At 66.8% G+C, this 16,223-nt stretch carries 11 protein-coding genes and 1 tRNA gene; 8 read left to right on the top strand and 4 right to left on the bottom strand.

Annotated features, from left to right (window positions below):
- Nucleotides 1-9 precede the first annotated feature (9 nt).
- The 5 genes from dnaQ (at nucleotide 10) to FHS02_RS03230 (ending at nucleotide 4,278) form a co-directional block, all read left to right on the top strand.
- Nucleotides 10-708: a DNA polymerase III subunit epsilon gene (gene dnaQ, locus FHS02_RS03250; RefSeq protein WP_137312779.1), complete on the top strand. Its 699-nt coding sequence runs from the start codon at nucleotides 10-12 to the stop codon at nucleotides 706-708.
- A gap of 67 nt (nucleotides 709-775) precedes the next feature.
- Nucleotides 776-850 (top strand) — tRNA-Val (locus FHS02_RS03245).
- Between the two features lie 362 nt (nucleotides 851-1,212).
- Nucleotides 1,213-2,166, top strand: a complete 954-nt coding sequence (locus tag FHS02_RS03240) for a site-specific integrase (protein WP_137312778.1) — start codon at nucleotides 1,213-1,215, stop codon at nucleotides 2,164-2,166.
- Between the two features lie 122 nt (nucleotides 2,167-2,288).
- Entirely contained in the window at nucleotides 2,289-3,287 is a 999-nt protein-coding gene (locus FHS02_RS03235; RefSeq protein WP_137312777.1) for an aldo/keto reductase, read from the top strand.
- 259 nt (nucleotides 3,288-3,546) lie between these two features.
- On the top strand, nucleotides 3,547-4,278 hold the full coding sequence (locus FHS02_RS03230; protein ID WP_137312776.1) for a hypothetical protein: 732 nt from the start codon (nucleotides 3,547-3,549) through the stop codon (nucleotides 4,276-4,278).
- A 53-nt stretch (nucleotides 4,279-4,331) separates the two neighbouring features.
- Here the strand turns inward: FHS02_RS03230 and FHS02_RS03225 are convergent, their stop codons facing one another.
- On the bottom strand, nucleotides 4,332-4,886 hold the full coding sequence (locus tag FHS02_RS03225; RefSeq protein WP_183444243.1) for an FxDxF family PEP-CTERM protein: 555 nt from the start codon (nucleotides 4,884-4,886) through the stop codon (nucleotides 4,332-4,334).
- Nucleotides 4,887-5,035: 149 nt separating this feature from the next.
- A complete protein-coding gene (locus FHS02_RS03220) occupies nucleotides 5,036-7,330 on the bottom strand; it encodes an FdhF/YdeP family oxidoreductase (protein WP_137312775.1) in 2,295 nt (764 codons plus the stop codon).
- Nucleotides 7,331-7,655: 325 nt separating this feature from the next.
- On the opposite strand from FHS02_RS03220, the gene FHS02_RS03215 reads away from it, so the two are divergent.
- A complete protein-coding gene (locus FHS02_RS03215; RefSeq protein WP_137312774.1) occupies nucleotides 7,656-8,327 on the top strand; it encodes a hypothetical protein in 672 nt (223 codons plus the stop codon).
- Nucleotides 8,328-8,352: 25 nt separating this feature from the next.
- Here FHS02_RS03215 and FHS02_RS03210 read toward each other — a convergent pair whose 3' ends face one another.
- Both FHS02_RS03210 and FHS02_RS03205 read right to left on the bottom strand, forming a co-directional pair.
- The gene (locus tag FHS02_RS03210; protein WP_137312773.1) at nucleotides 8,353-8,823 is read right to left on the bottom strand and encodes a cyanophycin metabolism-associated DUF1854 family protein; all 471 of its coding nucleotides are present in this window, start codon (nucleotides 8,821-8,823) and stop codon (nucleotides 8,353-8,355) included.
- Nucleotides 8,810-11,092 (bottom strand): cyanophycin metabolism-associated ABC transporter, encoded by a 2,283-nt coding sequence (locus tag FHS02_RS03205; RefSeq protein WP_137312772.1) that lies wholly within the window; start codon nucleotides 11,090-11,092, stop codon nucleotides 8,810-8,812. Before FHS02_RS03205 ends, FHS02_RS03210 begins: the two co-directional genes overlap by 14 nt.
- Before the next feature lie 270 nt (nucleotides 11,093-11,362).
- Here FHS02_RS03205 and FHS02_RS03200 point away from each other — a divergent pair, with 270 nt between their 5' ends.
- Together FHS02_RS03200 and cphA are read left to right on the top strand one after the other, a co-directional pair.
- The gene (locus tag FHS02_RS03200; RefSeq protein WP_137312771.1) at nucleotides 11,363-13,540 is read left to right on the top strand and encodes a cyanophycin synthetase; all 2,178 of its coding nucleotides are present in this window, start codon (nucleotides 11,363-11,365) and stop codon (nucleotides 13,538-13,540) included.
- A 49-nt stretch (nucleotides 13,541-13,589) separates the two neighbouring features.
- Complete coding sequence (gene cphA / locus FHS02_RS03195) at nucleotides 13,590-16,160, top strand: cyanophycin synthetase (protein WP_137312770.1); 2,571 nt, start codon at nucleotides 13,590-13,592, stop codon at nucleotides 16,158-16,160.
- Nucleotides 16,161-16,223 lie beyond the last annotated feature (63 nt).

The following is a 16,223-nucleotide window of genomic DNA, read 5'->3' as shown; positions in this document are numbered from 1 at the left end:
TCCTGTACCATGCGCCAGATCGTCCTCGATACCGAAACCACCGGCATCAACCCCAAGCTGGGCAACCGCGTCATCGAGATCGGCTGCGTCGAGCTGGTTGATCGCAAGCTGACCGGCAACAACTTCCACCGCTACATCAATCCCGATCGCGAGTCGGAAGAGGGCGCACTGGCGGTGCACGGCCTGACGACGGAATTCCTGTCCGATAAGCCGCGATTCGGCCAGATCGCCGAGGAACTGCGCGAATACATCCGCGGTGCCGAAGTCATCATCCACAACGCGCCGTTCGACCTCGGCTTCCTGAACCACGAATTCCGCATGCTGAACCTGCCGTCGTTCGACGAGCATATCGGCGGCGTCATCGATACGCTGGTGCAGGCCAAGGAGCTGCGGCCCGGCAAGCGCAACTCGCTCGATGCGCTGTGCGATCACTACGGCATCTCGAACGCGCACCGCAAGCTGCACGGCGCGTTGCTGGATGCCGAACTGCTGGCGGACGTGTACCTGGCCATGACGCGCGGCCAGAACAGCCTGGGCATGGATATCGAAGTGGAAGAGGAATCGGCCGGCTCGCACCTCGAGCAGGTGGCGCTGGCCGAGATCATCGTGCTGCGCGCCTCGGACGACGAGGTGGCCGCGCACGAGGACCTGCTCAACGGACTGGACAAGGCAGTGAAGGGCACCTGCGTCTGGCGTACCGCGGCCTGACGCCCCTTCCGCCAGCTCGGCAGGTACTTGACCTGGCGCAAGGCGGCACCTATAATAGCGCTTCTTCGGGAGGTTAGCTCAGGGGTAGAGCACTGCATTCACACTGCAGGGGTCGCAAGTTCGAAACTTGCACTTCCCACCAGGATTCGTTTCATTATCAGAGGGCCCGCAACGCATGTTGCGGGCCTTTTGCTTTTCGGGGATGCAGTGCTCCTTCGCGAGTTGCTTACCCCTTGGCCGAGGCCGGTTCATTACGTCAACCACATCAAGCCTGCCAGCATCTGGACCATTCCCATCATCCATCGACGACCGACGTCCACGGAAAGAAAGCCCTGGTGAACGCACTGGTGTTCAGCATTAAAATGCAACTAACCGAAAGACAATCCATCTATCCGACCTCCAAGAATCCGGGCTACTCGACCGCCAAGTCTACAAAGAAGTGCCGCCCGCTTGCGGGGCAGGGAATCGAACGCGCCGCAGCGCCAATGGTAAGATCGCCGCACCATGAACATCTCCGCCTGGGACCGCAATCCCGTCACCGCATTCGACCAGTTCCTCCACAGCCCCGCGTTCGCGCAAACGGCCAAGCGCGCCGCGCCGCCGTTGTCTGCGGCGTCGGCCGAGGTGTACACCTTCATGTTCGGCCGCTTCGCCAAATGGCTGCGCGCGCACGGCCGCACCATGTCCGGATTGCAGCCTGGCGATCTGATCGAATTTCTCGCGACCCGCGACGCGCGCGGGCGCCCACTGCACAGCAAGATCGCCTACCGCTACCTGCGCCTGCTCGAGCGGTGCTACGAGCATATCGGCCGCCTGCCGAATCCAGCCAGTGGCGCCATCGCGATCATGGCGGCGGACCGGCCCGTGCGCGATCGCGAGATGGTCGCGCTGACGCCGGTGCAGGCCGACCAGGTGGTGGCCAGGAAGCCCGAGCTGACATCCTGGAAGCGTCAGCGCGACAGGGCAATGCAGCTGGTCATGCTATGCGCGGGTCTGCGCGTGGCCGAGGCGATCGGGCTGCTGACCAGGGAAGTCGCATCCGAGCCCGAAGCGGACGGCACCTTGCGCATCAGGCTCACGCCGACGGCCAAGCAGCCTACCAGCCATCCGCACGAAACCTTCCTGCAGGCGCATGCGGTGGCTGAAGTGCTGGACTGGCTCGCGGCACGCGAACGGCTCGGCATCCCCGGCAGTCTGGCGTTTCCCGCGGACCCGGAAGGGCGGCCGCTGCACAAGAGCACGGTGTACCGGCAGGCACGCAGCGCGTTGACGGAGGCGGGTGTGGCGATACCGCACGTGGGCGGGCGCACGCTGCGTAACGGCTTCGCCGTGGCGGAACTGGAAGCGGGCACGCCGGAAGAAGCAATGCGCAAGCGGCTCGGGCTGGCGCGCGCTCCCGCGCTGGACACCTACCTGAGTGCTGCCCGCCGGCAGCGCGAAGGGAAGGGGTCCTCCTGATGGCGCAGCGGCCACAGCCGCAGTTCCTGTTCAGCCAGCTGAATCGTGCGGTACCCGTCGCGGTGTAGCATGAGCCCGCGGCGATCCGCCGCGCCTCCATCAACGGGAAGAAGGGATCCAACGTGAACCAGCGTTATCGACCGATCACGCGCCTGGGCCTGGGCGGCACCGGGCTCGGCGACATGTACAAAGCCACTACCGACGCGGCAGGGGAAGCCACCGTGGACGCTGCCTGGGATGCCGGCATACGGTATTTCGACACCGCGCCGCATTACGGTACCGGCCTGTCGGAACTACGCTTCGGCCAGGCGCTGCGCCGGCGCGCGCGTGACAGCTACACGCTCTCGACCAAGGTGGGCCGGCTGCTCGTGCCGGACGTGGCCGGCGACATCGCCAGCCCGTTCGTTACATCGCTGCCGTTCCGGCGCGTGCTCGACTACACGGCCGCCGGCGCCCGCCGCTCGGTGGAGGACAGCCTCCAGCGCCTGGCCATCGGCAGCATCGACATCGCTTACGTGCACGACCTGTCACCCGACTTTCTCGGCAACGAGTTCGACCATTACTTCCGGATTGCCGCGGGCCCCGGCGGCGCCTTCGAAGAACTTGTCAAGATGCGCGAGGAGGGCCTGATCAAGGGCTGGGGACTGGGTGTGAATACCGTCGAACCGTGCCTGCGCGCGCTGCAGCAATCCGATCCGGACATCTTCCTGCTGGCCGGCCGCTACACGCTGATGGAACAGACTCCGCTGGAGGAACTGTTCCCGCTGTGCGCCGAACGCGGTGCGCACGTGGTGCAGGGTGGGCCGTTCAACTCCGGTTTCCTGGCCGGTGGCAGCAACTACGACTATGGGCCGGCCAGGCCGGAGCAGCAACAGCACCGCGAGCGCCTGCGCCAGGTGGCGGCGCGGCACAATGTCGACCTGGCCGCTGCCGCGCTGCAATTCGGCCTGGCGCATCCGGTCGTCGTCGCCACCATTCCCGGTGCCAGCAGTCCCGCTCACTTGCAGCGCAATGCCACCCTGCTGGAGATCGAAATACCGGAAGTGTTCTGGCAGGAACTGCTGGCCGAGGGCCTGTTGCCGCGGGATGCGCCGATTCCACCGCGGAGGGCGACTCCGTAATCCGTGCGGCGCGGTGGACCGGCTGGCCGGATGATGGCGCGGCCGCCGCCACGTTCGTGGCGCGCCACCTCGCGCGCCAGGCGCAAAAGTCGTACTCTACTGTATGCGTGAACATTTTCCACCTCCACCAGAACAAGCCGCCCAGCCTGCAACCGCCGCGGACGACGCCAATACGCCATCCGCAGGCGCGAACGCGCCTCCACCGGCGACGGCCGCCGGCACCGACGGCCCAGGCGTTTTTGTTCCCCCGGCCGAGAGCGTGGCAGACGACAGTGCCGCGTTTCGCTGGCGCCACCGCCTGCCGTGGATCTTCATCGGCCTGCTCGTGCTGGCGATCGTTGCGATAGCGCCCACGCTGGTGCGCAAGTGGCAGGCCGAGCAGGCGCTGCGCCAGGTGGCCAGCGTGGCTGCGCTTTCGGTCGAGGGCCCGGCCGAAGCGCCTGGCCTGGCGGCCGCGCCGGGGGCGCCGGTCACGCCAGAGGTGCCCCCGCCTGCAACCGCGGTGGCGCCTGCCAGCATGCTGCCCGGCGCGGCAGCGGGGCTGGCCGGTGCGGCGGTGCTGGCCACGGCAACGCCGCAGTCGCCAGCCGGCCCTGTACCCACACCCGCACCGGCGTCGGGGCCGGCACCCGTCAATGCCACGCCGCCTGCACCGGCAGCGCAACAGATGGCTGGCACCGCTGCCGGAGCCGGGACAGGCGCAGCGGCAGCTTCGACCAGCGCAAGCCAGGCGAAAGCAAACGGCGACGCCAGCACCGCGATGGACGCAGGGGCGCAGCCGCCGAAGCGGAGCCGCCCGGCGCGTGTGGCAAAGCGCGATGGTGTGCAGGAGCGCCGCGTCGCGAAGAAGGGCGCGGCGCGCAGCGGCGGAACGTTCAAGCGCTGTCCGCCGCTCGGCAAGAAAGGCGCGGTAATGTGCCGCTGGCACATCTGCAACGGCGGCGCCGGGAAAGAAGCGGCGTGCCGGCCCTACCTTGAGCGCCGGCCCTGATCTCCCTTCATCTGCGCCGGGCTGCCGTGGAGCCCGTGCCCGGGGCTTGCAACCTATCGGCGCCGCCGTGCCAGCATCGCCAGCACGCCGAGTCCGCCGATCAGCATGCCATAGGTCGCGGGTTCGGGAACCGGCTGTGTAAACGACAGCGAGATATCGAGCGACGCATCGCGCGCCGCATTGCCGGTTGCGATCAGCGTATAGGTACCCGGCCCCAGGCTGCCCAGGAAGCTCGAATCCGCGAAGCCGCCCAGCACGCCTTCGAAGTCGTCGCTGGCCACCACGTTCGATGCGGCATCGAGGATGTCGATATTGACCCCCACCAGCCGGGGACCCTGGCCGTCTGCGGTATCGATGATCCAGCCGGCCAGGCCGTTGAAATCGACCGCGTCGGCCAGCGTGAAGGTGGTGGTCTGGGTAAGGCTGCCGTGCTCGGTGGTGAAGGTATCGATGAACAGGTTGTCGCCGGGGTTGAGCTGCGCCGCGACGACGGCGCTGGCCGTCAGGTTGTCGTAATAAACCGATTGCGTTTCAGCGAAGGCAGGGCAGGCCAGCAGCGCGGCGAGCGCGGTGGCCCCTGCCCATCTGGTCGAGACAGATGCGGGCATGATCACTCCAGTCGAAGTAGTTGAGAGAACCGATTGAGGTTGGGGCGCGCGCTAACTCCAGCGTAGCCCCAATGGTTCTTTTGTCAATCTCACGAACCTATTATTTTTTAAGGAACCTCAACCGCTCCGGACTGGTGTGGTCGATCCGGTCAATGCACGACGGCGCGGCGCAGCAGCACATCGATGGATTTCACCGCCGGAACCTTGCTGTCGATGGCGTGATGCCACAAAGGCACCAGCGGATTACATTCCGGATAGTAGCCGGCCACGCAGCCTTCCGGTATGTCGTACGGCACCACCCGCAGTCCGCGCACGTGGCGCGGCGCGTCGCTGCTGACGGCCGTCGCCAGGTCGATCACGTCGCCTTCGGCCAGCTGGTGCCGTGCCATGTCGGCGCGCGCCATGAACAGCACCATGCGGGTGCCGCTGACGCCGCGGAAGCGGTCTTCGTTGCTGTAGATCGTGGTATTGAACTGGCCGTCGCTGCGCACCGTGAACAGCCGCAGCGCCGCCGGATCCCGGCTGTCCGAATCGGGATCGACCTGCAGCGACTGCGGCACGGTGAATTCGGCCCGCTTGCTGGGCGTGTCCCACACGCGTTCGGCGGCGCCCAGCGGCTTGCGGAAACCGCCGGGCGTCCACATCCGCGCATTGAAGTCCTTGAAGATGTCGGGGTAGGTGGCTTCGATCGCATCGCGGATGCGGCCATAGTCGGCTACCCACGCATCCCAGTCCACTTTCGGGTTAGGCGGCAGCGTCGCCTTCGCCAGTGCCGCCACGATCGCCGGTTCCGACAGCAGCGTCGCTGCGGCGGGTTCCGCCATGCCGCGCGAGCCATGCATGCACGCGGTGCTGTCTTCCACCGACACGGACTGGGGAATGCCGCGCTGGCGGTCGATCTCGATGCGGCCCAGGCAGGGCAGCACATAGGAGGCCTTGCCGTGGATCACGTGGTTACGGTTCAGCTTCGTGGAAACCTGCACCGTCAGGGGCAGTTCGCGCCAGGCCGCTTCCATCCGCACCGTATCCGGCACCGCGCGCACGAAATTGCCACCGAGCGCAATGAACGCAGGCACCTTGCCGGCCAGGATCGCTTCACACGCCTCCACGGTATTCATGCCGGGCTTGCGGGGCGGTTCGAAGCCATATTGTTCCTTCAGCTTGTCGAGCGGCGCCAGCTCGGGCTTCTCGGTAATGCCGACGGTGCGCTGGCCCTGCACGTTCGAGTGCCCGCGCACCGGGCAAATGCCGGCGCCCGGCTTGCCGATATTGCCGCGCAATAGGAGGAAATTGACCAGCATCGTCACGTTCTGCACGCCATGGCGGTGCTGCGTCAGGCCCATGCCATAGACGCCCATCACGGCGCCGGACCTGCAATACACGTCGGCGGCCGCCTCGATCGCGGCACGGCTCAGCCCGGCCTCGGCTTCGATGGTTTCCCACGAACATTCCCGCACGGATCGTTCGAAGTCCGCGAAGCCATGCGTGTGTTCCTGCAGAAACGGCATGTCCAGCACGCGCTGGGCACCGGCGGCGCGGGCCGCGTCGTCGTGTCCCAGTACGGCCTTGCAGAGTCCCATCAGCGCAGCGGTGTCGCCGCCGGGTTTCAACTGGTGATACTGGGTGCTGATCGGCGTTTCCTGGCCCATCAGCATCTCCAGCGGCGATTGCGGGTTGGTGAAGCTGACCAGGCCGCGCTCGCGCAGCGGATTGAACGTGATGATGGGCACGCCGCGCTTGCGCGCTTCCTGCAGCTGGTGCAGCATGCGCGGGCTGTTCACGCCGACGTTCTGGCCAAAGAAGAAAATGCAGTCGGTGTGCTCGAAATCGTTCAACCCCACGGTGCCGACGGCGACGCCGATGGTTTTCTTCAAGCCTACCGACGTGCTCTCGTGGCACATGTTCGAGCTGTCCGGCAGGTTGTTGTTGCCGTACATGCGGGCCAGCAGCTGGTACATGTACGACGCTTCCAGCGAGGCCCGGCCGGAACTGTAGAACACCACGTTCTCGCGGTCGCAGGCCCGCAGCGCGGCGCCGATCTCGGCGAAGGCGGTGTCCCAGTCGATGGGGCGGTACCGGTCGCTGGCGGCGTCCCACCGCAGCGGTACCGTGAGGCGGCCCAGGTCCTCCAGCGCATGGTCGCTCCAGCTCTCCAGTTCGGTAACCGTGTGCCGTTCGAAGAACTCGGCGCCGATGGTCTTGCTGGTGGTTTCCCACGCGGTAGCCTTGGCGCCGCTTTCGCAGAATTCGAACGGGTGCGGATTGGCCGGCTTGGCCCAGGCACAGCTGACGCAGGCATAGCCGTCCGGCTTGTTCTGTTTGAGGAGCAGGCGGCTGTCCTTCAGCGGCACGTGCTCGTGGAACAGGATGTTGGTCACTTCCTTCACCGAGCCCCAGCCGCCCGCCGGCATGTCCGCTGATTCGATCTTCAACTCGTCGCTCATGGTCCCTCCTGGATGACGAGCCACGGTAGCCCCGCATGGCCGGGTTGTCGGTGCGCAACCGCACAATGCCGGACATCATTGTGCGCCGCATCACGCGCAGCTGCGGTATCCTTCCGGGATGGACCCGGACAGCCAACCACCAGGGGAGCACGCACGCGGAACGGCATCGCGCGACGCTGCATTTCGCCAAACCGCCTCCCACGACACTGCACATCACGAAACCGCATCCCACGAAGCTGGGGCGCGCGAAGCTGGATCGTACGGATCGGCATCGCACGGATCGGCATCGCACGAATCGCTGTCGCCCGATTCTCCGCTGCCGTCGATGAATCCCCGAAAAGTCGCATGGGCGGGTGCCGCCTTGCTGGCAGCGGCCACCATCGCCGCAACGGTCTGGGGCGTACAGGCCTGGCAAACGAACCGGACCATGGCGAATGTCGAGAGTTCGCTGGCCGGACGGTCGCAGGCGGCGGGCCCGGCGGCAACGCCATCGGCCACGCCTGGCCAGGCACCGCTTGCACAGCAGGCACCGCAGGTCGATCAGCCCGATCAGATGAGTCGGGATAGTCGGGACAACCAGGTCGATCAGTTCGAACCAGGGCAACGAATGGCGCCGGTCGCCGCAGCCCCGGCTTCCGCCGACCGCCTGCCGCCGCTGGTCCTGCCGGGCCAGCCGGTCCCGGCCGCGGTGCTGCGCGACTTGCCGGAGTGGGTAACCGCCCAGGTGGCGCCGGTACAAACGTCGGGCGGTTCCGGCGACGAGTCGGCAGCGCCCGCCGTCGTCCAGTCGTCCCGGTCTTCCGAGCCCGCTCAGCGATCCCAGCCGTCTGCATTGCCGCAGCGCCAGCGCAGCGAGGCCGCCCCTCGCAAGGACCGCTACGGCGCCGTGTTCGCGCGCTGCCCGGGCCCCGGCGAATCGGGCGCCGTCGAGTGTCGCCGCGCCGTGTGCGACGGCGCGGCCAAAAAGACCGCCGCCTGTGTGCCGTACCTGAAGTAATCCAGCGGCGGCCCCGGGCGGGCCATCACATGAAGCGGTCGAGGATCTTCTTGCTGTGCTTGTCCAGCGTGTACTGATTGCGGATCAGGAACTGGATGCCATGGGTGTCCGAGATCAGCAGTGCCTCGGTGCCGATGCGGCGAATGTCTTCCTCGCCGCGCAGCACGAAATCGGCGGTGCCGCGGTCCGTGTCGACGGTCCACGTGCAGGGCGTGGCGAAGCTCGTCACATCGACGATGCGCTGGATCTCCGGCATGAATTCCCGGCCCGACAATTCTTCGCGGATCAGCGCCGCCGTCTGCGCCGGCAAATCGTCGACGCGGTCGATCCAGACCACTTCCTTGCCGTCCGCGTTCACCAGCGCCAGGCCTTCGTCCGGCGCCTGGATCGGGAATGCGCGCACCGGTGACACGCCTTCGTACACCATGCCGTTCGCGTCGGTCAGGGAAAGGCGGCCGAACGGGTCGCGCCGCAGCTGGAAATCAATTGTCGTCATCGCGTGATGCTCCCTTGTCATCCAGGTCGGTATCGACGTTGCGGGCCTGCGCCTGGTACAGCCGGTAATAGGCGCCTTCCTGCGCCATCAGTTCTTCGTGCGGGCCTTCCTCGACCACCTTGCCGCGGTCCATCACCACCAGCCGGTTGGCACGCTGCAGCGTCGACAGCCGGTGGGCAATGGCGATCGTGGTGCGGCCGGCCACCAGGTTGTCCAGCGCTTTCTGGATTTCCTTCTCGGTCTCGGAGTCGACCGATGCCGTCGCTTCGTCCAGGATCAGGATGCGCGGATCGATCAGCAGGGCGCGGGCGATCGAGATGCGCTGGCGTTCGCCGCCGGAAAGGCCCTGGCCCCGCTCGCCCACCATCGAATCGTAGCCCTGCGGCAGCCGCAGGATGAAGTCGTGGGCGTGCGCGGCGCGTGCGGCGGCCATGATCTGGGCGCGCGTCGCATCCGGCTTGCCATAGGCGATGTTCTCGGCGATCGTGCCGAAGAACAGGAACGGCTCCTGCAGCACGAGGCCGATATTGCGGCGGTAGTCGGACACGGCCAGCGAGCGGATGTCCACGCCATCGAGCAGGATCGCGCCTTCCGCCACATCGTAGAAACGGCAGATCAGGTTGACCAGCGTGGACTTGCCCGAACCGGAATGCCCCACCAGGCCGATCATCTCGCCGGCCTTGATCTCCAGGTTCACGCCGCGGTTCACGGCCCGGTTGCCATAGCGGAAACCGACCTCGCGCAGCGTGATGTTGCCGTCCACTTTCGCCAGCTTGACGGGATTGGCCGGCTCCGGCACCGACGACACGTGGTCCAGGATATCGAAGATCCGCTTGGCGGCCGATGCCGACTTCTGCGTCACCGAGACGATCCGGCTCATCGAATCGAGGCGGCTGTAGAAACGCGTCGAGTACGTCAGGAACGCGGTCAGCACGCCGACCGTCACATGCGACTGCGACACCTGCCAGATGCCGAACACGTAGATCACCAGCAGGCCGATCTCGGTCAGGAACGATACGGTCGGCGAGAACAGCGACCACACCTTGTTCAGCTTGTCGTTGACGGCGAGGTTGTGCCGGTTGGCGATGCGGAACCGGTGGGCCTCGCGCGATTCCTGCGCGAACGCTTTCACGACGCGGATGCCGGGGATCGTATCGGCCAGCACGTTGGTCACTTCACCCCACACCCGGTCGATCTTCTCGAAGCCGGTGCGCAGGCGGTCGCGCACCAGGTGGATCAGCCATGCGATGAATGGCAGCGGTACCAGCGTGACCAGGGCCAGCCACGGATCGATCGTGAACAGGATCACGCCGGTCATGATGATCATCAGGCAGTCGGAGGCGAAGTCGAGCAGGTGCAGCGACAGGAACACGCAGATCCGGTCGCTCTCGCTGCCGATCCGCGCCATCAGGTCGCCGGTGCGCTTGCCGCCGAAGTACTCCAGCGACAGGCGCAGCAGGTGTTCGTAGGTGGACGTGCGCAGGTCGGCACCGATCCGTTCGGACACCAGCGCGAGCACATAGGTCTTGCCCCAGCCGAGCAGCCAGGCCAGGATCGCGGAGCCGAACAGCGCCGACATGTACATCGTCACCAGGCTGGTGTCGACCGGCTGGCCGTTCTGGTAGGGAATCAGCACATTGTCCATCAGCGGCATGCTGATGTACGGCGGGATCATGTGCGCCGCGGTGGACAGCAGCATCAGCGTGAAGCCGCCGGCCAGCGCCCAGCGATACGGGTAGGCGAAGCGCCACAGCCGGAACAGCGTCCACGTCGACGGCGGCGTGTGGACCACCTTGGTGCAGATCGGGCACTCGTCCTGGTCCGGTTCGAGCGGCGCCTTGCAGGTGGGGCAGGCATGTTCTTCCGGGCGCGCCACCGGTTGGCCCGTCAGCGCCGCGTCGCGCAGCGGGTCGAACGCCTCGGCCAGCTTGATGGCATACAGGTTCTGCCCCAGCGTGAAGCGCCATGCGGCGAGGCGGCCGTGTTCGTCGAACAGCTCCAGGTGGCCCACGCCGGCGTGGTCGTGCAGCTTCAGCGAAAGCCCGGGCCGGTAGGGCCAGGCCTGCCATTCCTGGTTCGGCGCGCGGGCCAGCAGGCGCCGGTCCGTCAGTACTACGATGCCTTTGGCGAAATGCAGTTTCGCATCGAGGTCAACCTCCAGCGCACTCTGCACGTTTTCCCCAGGAGCAAGCTGCATCTGCGAGTCTGAACGCCAGTTTTCCGGCAGTTCGATGCGGGCCAGCCCAGGAGGAAGATCGGTTCTTGTCATTGTGTGGATTGCTCCGTTTAGGCCGTGCGGCTTTGCCGTTTGGCAAGAATGTAAAATAGATGGGAAAATATCAGGATCTAACGGCTCAGGCTAGCAGTGCGCTGACACGATTAGCGCACGGGAGAATGGGCCCGGAATTTATTTATTGTATTCTTCTGGGACGATTCGGAAGAGGAAGCCGGCGCCTTTGATGCCTCGGTAGCGCATTGGGCGACGCAGTGGGTTGGACGCATCGGCGAAGTATACAGCAAGAGGTACTAGAGCAAAAACATGACAAAGAAGAAAGATATCAACGTTCTCCGCGTGACTTACCTGCGTGGCCCGAACATCTGGACCTACCGCCCCGTCATCGAAGCCTGGCTCGATATCGGCGAGCTTGAAAACTTCCCCTCCAATACGATCCCCGGACTGTACGAACGACTCACCACGCTGCTGCCCGGCATGATCGAGCACCGCTGCGGTGTCGGCGAACCCGGCGGCTTCTTCGAGCGGCTGCGCGACGGCACATACGCCGGCCACATCCTCGAACACGTGGTACTGGAACTGCAGAACCTGGCAGGGATGCGCACCGGATTCGGCCAGACGCGCCAGACCGCCGAGGGCAGCGGCATCTACAAGATGGCGTTCCGCACCCGGCAGGAGAATGTCGGCCGTGCCGCGCTGGCCGCCGGCCGCGAACTGCTGATGGCCTGCATCGAAGACCGGCCGTATGACCTGCAGGCCGCGGTCGCGAAACTGACCGACATGGTCGAGCGCCTGTGCCTGGGCCCGTCGACGAACAGCATCGTCGATGCGGCGATCGACCGCGCCGTGCCGCACATCCGCCTGACGGACGGCAACCTGGTGCAACTGGGCCACGGCGCCCGCCAGCGCCGCATCTGGACGGCGGAGACCGACAATACCAGCGCGATCGCCGAAGGCATCGCCAGCGACAAGGACATGACCAAGAGCATCCTGGCCTCGTGCGGCGTGCCGGTGCCCGAAGGGGCGCTGGTCGACACCGAGGACGAAGCCTGGGAAGAAGCGCAGGACATCGGCCTACCCGTGGTCGTCAAGCCGTCGGACGCGAACCACGGCCGCGGCGTCACGCTGAACCTGTCCAACGAGGCGGACGTACGCAAGGCGTTCCACATCGCCGTCGAACGGGGCGACAGTTCTCAAGTGATCGTCGAGCGTTTCGTCGTCGGCGACGAGCACCGCCTGCTGGTGGTGGGCCGCAAGGTCGTGGCGGCTTCGCGCGGCGAATCCGTCTGGGTCACCGCCGACGGCGAGTCGACCGTCACGCAGCTTGTCGACGCCCAGATCAATTCCGACCCGCGCCGCGGGCACAACGAGGAACATCCGCTGAACCCGGTCGAGCCGGAAACCTCGCCGGAAGTGCAGCTGGTCCTGCAGGGCCAGGGCCTGGCGCACGATTCCGTGCCGGAAGCGGGCCGCAAGGTACTCATCGCCATCAACGGCAATGTCGCCAACGACGTGACGGACCTGGTGCATCCGGCGGTTGCCGAGATGGCTGCCCTGGCCGCGCGCGCCGTGGGCCTGGACATCGCCGGCATCGACCTGGTCGCGCAGGATATCTCGCGGCCGCTGGAAGAGCAGGGCGGCGCCATCATCGAAGTCAATGCCAGCCCTGGCCTGCTGGCCCACCTGAAGCCGGCACCGGGCGGCACGCCGCGGCCGGTGGGCGCGGCGATCATCGAGGAAATGTTCGCGCCCGGCGAAAACGGCCGCATTCCGATCGTCGGCGTGGCAGGCACCTGCCACACCGCGCTGATCGCGCGGCTCACGGCCTGGCAGTTGCAGGTCTCCGGCCGCTACGCCGGCGTGGCCTGCGAGGAAGGCGTGTACCTGAACGGCCGAAAGATCGCGCGCGGTCCGCTGACCGAATGGGAATCGGGCCAGCGCCTGCTGCTGAACAAGAACGTCGAAGCCGCCGTGTTCGCCAACGGCAACCGCATGATCCTGACCGAAGGCCTGGCCTACGACCGCTGCACGGTCGGCGTCGTGACCGATACGCGCGGCCATGACCGGCTGGGCGAGTTCTACATCGACGATCCGGAGCAGATGTTCCGCGTGCTGCGCACGCAGGTCGATGTGGTGCTGTCCGACGGCGTCGCCGTGCTCAATGCCGGCGACGAACAGGTTGCCGGCATGGCCCGCCTGTGCGATGGCGACGTGCTGTTCTACGCCGTGCGCGAAGACGCCGCGCCGCTGGCCGCGCACCGCAGCGAGGGCGGCCGCGCCGTGTTCGGCCGCGGCGGCTCGTTCGTGATGGCGATCGGCGCCGACGAAGTGGCCGAACTGCCGGCCAGCTGCCTGCCGAACGACGCCGACGAATGCCGCGAAGCGGTGCTGGCCGCGATCGGCACCGGCTGGGCGATGGGCCTGTCGCCGGACCTGATCGCCGCGGCGCTGCGCACGTTCGAATGGAAGAACCGGGCCGCATGACCGTCCAGCGACCGGCGCCCGTAAAAGAAAACCACACAGGAATCAGTACATGGAAGTGATCCGCACCCGCGCGCTGCGCGGCCCGAACCTCTGGAGCCACCACACCGCCATCGAGGCCATCGTTTCGTGCACGCCGGAAGAGCTGGCGGCCGACCGGCTGCCCGGCTTCGAAGTGAAGTTGCGCGCGCGCTTTCCCCGCATCGGCCAGTTCCAGCCGCACGGCCATTCCGACGCGGTGCCGCTGGCCCACGTGCTCGAGCTGACGGCGCTGGCCTTGCAGGCCGAAGCCGGCTGCCCGGTCACGTTCAGCCGCACCACGCCCACGGTCGAGCAGGGCATCTTCCAGATGGTGGTCGAATACACCGAGGAAGAAGTGGGCCGGCTGGCCGTCGAACTGGCGGAAAAGCTCGTCAACGCGGCACTGCAGGATACGCCGTTCGACCTGGCCGCCGCGCTGGCCGAGCTGCGCGACCTGGACGAGGACGTGCGCCTGGGCCCCAGTACCGGGGCGATCGTATACGCCGCCGTGGCCCGCAAGATCCCGTACCGCCGCATGACGTCCGGCTCGATGGTGGCCTTCGGCTGGGGCAGCAAGCAGCGCCGTATCCAGGCCGCCGAGATCGATTCGACCAGCGCGATCGCGGAAAACATCGCGCAGGACAAGGAGCTGACGAAGAAACTGCTCGATGCCGCCGGCGTGCCGGTGCCGGTCGGCCGCACCGTCGACACCGCCGAAGAGGCTTGGCAGGTGGCACAGCTGATCGGCCTGCCGGTGGTGATCAAGCCGAAGGACGGCAACCAGGGCAAGGGCGTGACCGTCAACATCACCACCGAGGAACAGACCCACGCCGCGTTCCACACGGCACGCGAGTTCCGCGACGACATCATGGTCGAGCGCTTCCTGCCCGGCCATGACTACCGGCTGCTCGTCATCGGCAACAAGCTGGTGGCGGCGGCGCGGCGCGATCCGCCGCACGTGGTCGGCGACGGCGTGCACTCGGTGCGCGAACTGGTCGACATCGTCAACGCCGATCCGCGCCGCGGCAGCGGCCACTCCACGTCGCTGACGAAGATCCGCTTCGACGATATCGCGCTGGCGCGCCTGAAGCTGCAGGGCCTGGAAGCGGACTCCGTGCCGGCCCAGGGCCAGCGCGTCATCCTGCGCAACAACGCCAACCTGTCGACCGGCGGCAGCGCCACCGACGTGACCGACGACGTGCACCCTGAAGTGGCGGCGCGCGCCGTCGAAGCGGCGCAGATGATCGGCCTCGACATCTGCGGCGTCGACGTCGTCGTCGATTCCGTGCTGCGCCCGATCGAGGAACAGAATGGCGGCGTCGTCGAAGTCAATGCGGCGCCCGGCTTGCGGATGCACCTGTCGCCGTCCTACGGCAAGGGCCGGCCGATCGGCGAGGCGATCGTGGGCACGCTGTTCGCCGATGGCGAGGATGGCCGCATCCCCGTGGTGGCCGTCACCGGCACGAACGGCAAGACCACCACCGTGCGCCTGATCGCGCACCTGATCACCTCGTCCGGCCTGCGCGTGGGCATGACCAACACGGACGGCGTATACGTCAACGGCCGCCAGATCGACAGCGGCGACTGCTCCGGCCCGCGCAGCGCGCGCAACGTGCTGCAGCATCCGGACGTCGACGCGGCCGTCTTCGAGACGGCGCGCGGCGGCATCCTGCGCGAAGGCCTGGCGTTCGACCGCTGCAAGGTCGCCGTCGTCACCAACATCGGCGCGGGCGACCACCTGGGCCTGAACTACATCACCACGGTCGAGGACCTGGCCGTGCTGAAGCGCGTGATCGTGCAGAACGTCGACGAAAACGGCTGGGCCGTGCTGAACGCCACCGATCCGATCGTGGCCGCCATGGCCGGCGCATCGAAGGGCAAGGTCATCTTCTTCGGCGCCGACCGCTACCATCCGGTGGTGGCCACGCACGTGGCGCAGGGCCGCCGCACGGTATATGTCGAGCGGGGCGACCTGGTGGCCGTCGAAGGCAAGTTCGAGCAGCGCATCGCGCTGGCGGACGTGCCGCTGACCCGCAACGGCACGATCGGCTTCCAGGTCGAGAATGCCATGGCGGCGGTGGCTGCCGCGTGGGGCGCCGGCATCGACTGGCAATCCATCCGCCTGGGCCTGAAGACGTTTACGACGGACAGCCATAATGCCCCTGGCCGCTTCAACGTGTTCGACTACCGCGGCGCCACGGTGATCGCCGACTACGGCCACAACCCGGATGCGATGCTCGCGCTGGTGCAGGCCGTCGAATCGATGCCGGCGAAACGCCGCTCGGTGGTGATTTCCGGCGCGGGCGACCGGCGCGACGAGGACATCAGCCAGCAGACCGAGATCCTCGGCAAGGCGTTCGACGACGTAGTGCTGTACCAGGATCAATGCCAGCGCGGCCGTGCCGACGGCGAAGTGATCGCGCTGCTGCGCCAGGGCTTGCAAGGCGCGCCGCGCACCTCGCACGTCGACGAGATCGATGGCGAGTTCATCGCCATCGACACGGCCATGGACCGGCTGGGCGAAGGCGACCTGTGCCTGATCCTGATCGACCAGGTCGAAGAGGCGCTGGCGCATATCGCGAAACGGGTCGCGGCAGGCTGATTCCCGGCTTTCGCTGCATCGCGCAGGCGGGTGAGTTGTTCGGACGGCGGCATTGACCGGGAC

Source organism: Pseudoduganella umbonata, assembly GCF_014192225.1.
In the GTDB taxonomy this organism is placed as follows: domain Bacteria; phylum Pseudomonadota; class Gammaproteobacteria; order Burkholderiales; family Burkholderiaceae_D; genus Rugamonas; species Rugamonas umbonata.
This window is presented reverse-complemented; position numbering and strand designations above follow the sequence as displayed.